The sequence below is a fragment of the Brucella tritici genome, assembly GCF_902825325.1.
GTDB lineage: Bacteria > Pseudomonadota > Alphaproteobacteria > Rhizobiales > Rhizobiaceae > Brucella.
Window position 1 is genome coordinate 1 of record NZ_CADEAR010000085.1, and the last position, 365, is coordinate 365.

Consider the following 365-nt stretch of genomic DNA (forward strand, 5'->3'; position numbering starts at 1 on the left):
TTTTCCAGAAATTCGACTGTGAGGTTCTTGAAACCGCCTGTCCGGTCACTAAATCGACGTCGTCATTCCAACTTTTCGTTCGATCAGATGGAGGTTTCGATGAGCGACCGTTTGTTTGACAGTCCTGTTTTCGTTAAGGACGGCGAGTATTTAATCCAAGAGATTGCAAGCATCGAAGATGCTATTGATTTTCTTTATGAATTACCCAACGAACAGCGCGACGTCATATATGAGGTTACCTGGAAAACCTGTTGCGACGCACAGAATGGGCTTAAACCAATTCGCGTAGCGCGTGACGCCTTCGAAGGCTTCGCGAGAAAGCGCAATCTGCTTGAACAGCCGGAAGCGGCAATCCCATGGATGAC

At 47.7% G+C, this 365-nt stretch carries 1 protein-coding gene; it reads left to right on the forward strand.

Translation table 11 applies throughout. The features are described from left to right. Positions 1-99 precede the first annotated feature (99 nt). Positions 100-365: DUF982 domain-containing protein (locus HWX93_RS22775; protein WP_176038825.1), on the forward strand; the 266-nt coding region annotated here is incomplete at its 3' end.